The sequence below is a fragment of the Clostridium sp. genome, assembly GCF_032552055.1.
Taxonomy (GTDB): domain Bacteria; phylum Bacillota; class Clostridia; order Clostridiales; family Clostridiaceae; genus Clostridium.
Window position 1 is genome coordinate 1 of the sequence record NZ_JAWGSV010000353.1, and the last position, 2,455, is coordinate 2,455.

The following is a 2,455-nucleotide window of genomic DNA, read 5'->3' on the forward strand; positions in this document are numbered from 1 at the left end:
AAAAATAGCCATTAGCAAATATACTAATATTTTATACTTAAATTTTTTTAAATACGTTGCTATAAACTTAAACATCCCCATGCCCCCTATTTAATTTTACATATTATAACTTTTATGTTATAATATGTATTTTATCAAAGTAATTAATCCTTGTCCATTTTATGGAAAATTATATTTTTAATTTTCGTCTATGTTTTAAACTACTATTAATTATTTATATATTAAAAGTGGATAGGTATCCCCTATCCACTTTGCCATGCAATTTAAATACTATTAATATTTAATAGTTTATATGTTTTTATTCTGATAAATCAAATGTCCATCCCATTTCTTCTAGTTTATCTAATATATCTTTAGGTATATCCTTTGCACTTCCTTTTTCTATAAGCTTACAACTATATATTGTAGTCCTTCCAGGGTAGGTTTCCATAATTGCATCGTAAGTAACTTCTATTTTATCTCCATTTTCTAAATCATCAAAAACATTTTCACTACCTGTTTCATTTGACATAACAATCGGTCCATTATTATCAACAATAATAATATTACTTCCATTAGTTGATCTTAAATATATGCCAGTCATAGAGGTTTTATTATTTTCAGAACATCCTACAAATAAAATCATACTGAAAATAAAAAGCGAAAAATATACTAATAGTTTTTTCATATCTCATACCACCTTTTATATATTTATCTGCTATCTTTACTCAAAATCTTTAATCATAATATAGTTATACTATATAGTACGTTATACTTAAATTAAATATGAGAAATTAAACAAAAAGTAGTATATAAATCCAAAAGGCACCTAAGTGCCTTTTTTCATTTATCTCACAAATAAATAATCAATTTTTGATAATTTATTTAATTTATCTGAATTTACATCTTTAATTTCATCTATTAAGTATTCTTTATTTAAAATACTGTCTTTTTTTAAATTCTTTTGTACAACTATTTTTTCACTTACTGCCATAGTCATAATAGCAACTAAGACGCTAATAAACTTCTCTTCACTAGTGCCTGCAGAAGCAACCCCAACAGATATTAAAGCAGCTAACATATATTCTAATTTAATAGCTTCAAATAAATTAAAACTTTCTCTATTTATTTCTCTATCAACAAAAAATTCGCTGTATCCATCTGTTAAATAGTATTCCTCACTCTTTACTACTACTATTATATTGTTTGCTTTTGAAAAATTTCTAAAGCCCACTCTAACTTCTATATTATCCCTAAACCTATCAATACAGGAGTTATCTTCTTTCCTATTTTTTTCATTATTAATAATTACTTTAAATTCATTTATACTTCCAATTACAACATTTATATTATATCTATTAATAATGCTTAAAGCAGTTTCCTTCTTTATAAAAGAATTTTCCTCTCCTATTAAATCTAAGATTATTGGCATTTTTCTTCTTCTAGCAATTCTTATTGATTTCTCAATATCCTGTATCTTTTCTTCACTTAAGTCTTCTAAGCTTACTAATAAAGATGCTATATCTTTATTGTTTGCATTATCACTAATTAATGAAGAAAAAAATACAGGTATTCCATTATATGCCGTAATACATTCAGCTAAATCCTTTAATAATAACGAATTTGAAATACAGTATATAAGAGGTTTACTTTTCTTCTGCAAGCTTAAGCACTCGTCTAAGGCTCTTACACCAATTTGCATCTTGTATCCTCTCTTACATCTTAAACTAATAATAGTATAAGACAGTGGCAAAGGAATCTTATTTTACACCCCACAACTGCCTTTGTACATATTATTCGACTTTATTTGCATATGTTACATCATTAATTTTTAAATAATTTTAATTATACTGCACCTATTTATCTATCTTAGAAGACAATTATATGGCTTTATAACTTTATACGCAATACACTAATTTATCTATATTAAAGCCTAATTGCTTTAATTAATTATTTTCTTTATAATTACATATATGAATGTTGTAGAATAACCTATTATGTAATAACTATCAAATAAATTAGATTTGAAAGCTTATTTAATAGCAGAATTGTTTTATTAGATGTTCTTACTCTGATATTCCAAAGATATAACATTTTACATGATGAAACAAATGTTGAGATACATAGATTAACATAGTCTTTACAGACTTATACTATTACTTGATATGACATCAAATTATATACGATAGGAGAATTAAAATGAACTGGATTGATAATATAAAAAACTATAAACCTTTTAATAAGCAAGAAAATTCAGATAAAGAAGCTATTTTATATGCCATGGACAACTTTAATAACTTATTAACTAGGGAGAACCCTTTAGCACATATAACTAGCTCAGGATACATAGTGAATAAAGATAAAACTAAAGTCCTTATGATTTATCATAATATCTATAAATCTTGGTCTTGGACTGGTGGACACGCTGATGGAGATGATGATTTATTATATGTAGCTATTAAAGAAGCTAAAGAAG

General features: G+C 25.3%; 2 protein-coding genes and 1 pseudogene. 1 reads left to right on the top strand and 2 read right to left on the bottom strand.

The window, feature by feature from the left end:
- Positions 1-298: 298 nt before the first annotated feature.
- Together E6248_RS15390 and E6248_RS15395 are read right to left on the bottom strand one after the other, a co-directional pair.
- Positions 299-667 (bottom strand): hypothetical protein, encoded by a 369-nt coding sequence (locus E6248_RS15390; protein WP_316341647.1) that lies wholly within the window; start codon positions 665-667, stop codon positions 299-301.
- A 159-nt stretch (positions 668-826) separates the two neighbouring features.
- Positions 827-1,681, bottom strand: coding sequence for a hydroxyethylthiazole kinase (locus E6248_RS15395; RefSeq protein WP_316341648.1), 855 nt, complete (start codon positions 1,679-1,681; stop codon positions 827-829).
- A gap of 497 nt (positions 1,682-2,178) precedes the next feature.
- On the opposite strand from E6248_RS15395, the pseudogene E6248_RS15400 reads away from it, so the two are divergent.
- Positions 2,179-2,455, top strand: a pseudogene (locus E6248_RS15400) (NUDIX hydrolase); the annotation flags it as partial.

What these genes read in the sequence shown, in the direction of transcription:
- E6248_RS15390 (WP_316341647.1), bottom strand. Translation starts at nt 667, where the DNA reads ATGAAAAAACTATTAGTATATTTTTCGCTTTTTATTTTCAGTATGATT.
- E6248_RS15395 (WP_316341648.1), bottom strand. Translation starts at nt 1,681, where the DNA reads ATGCAAATTGGTGTAAGAGCCTTAGACGAGTGCTTAAGCTTGCAGAAG.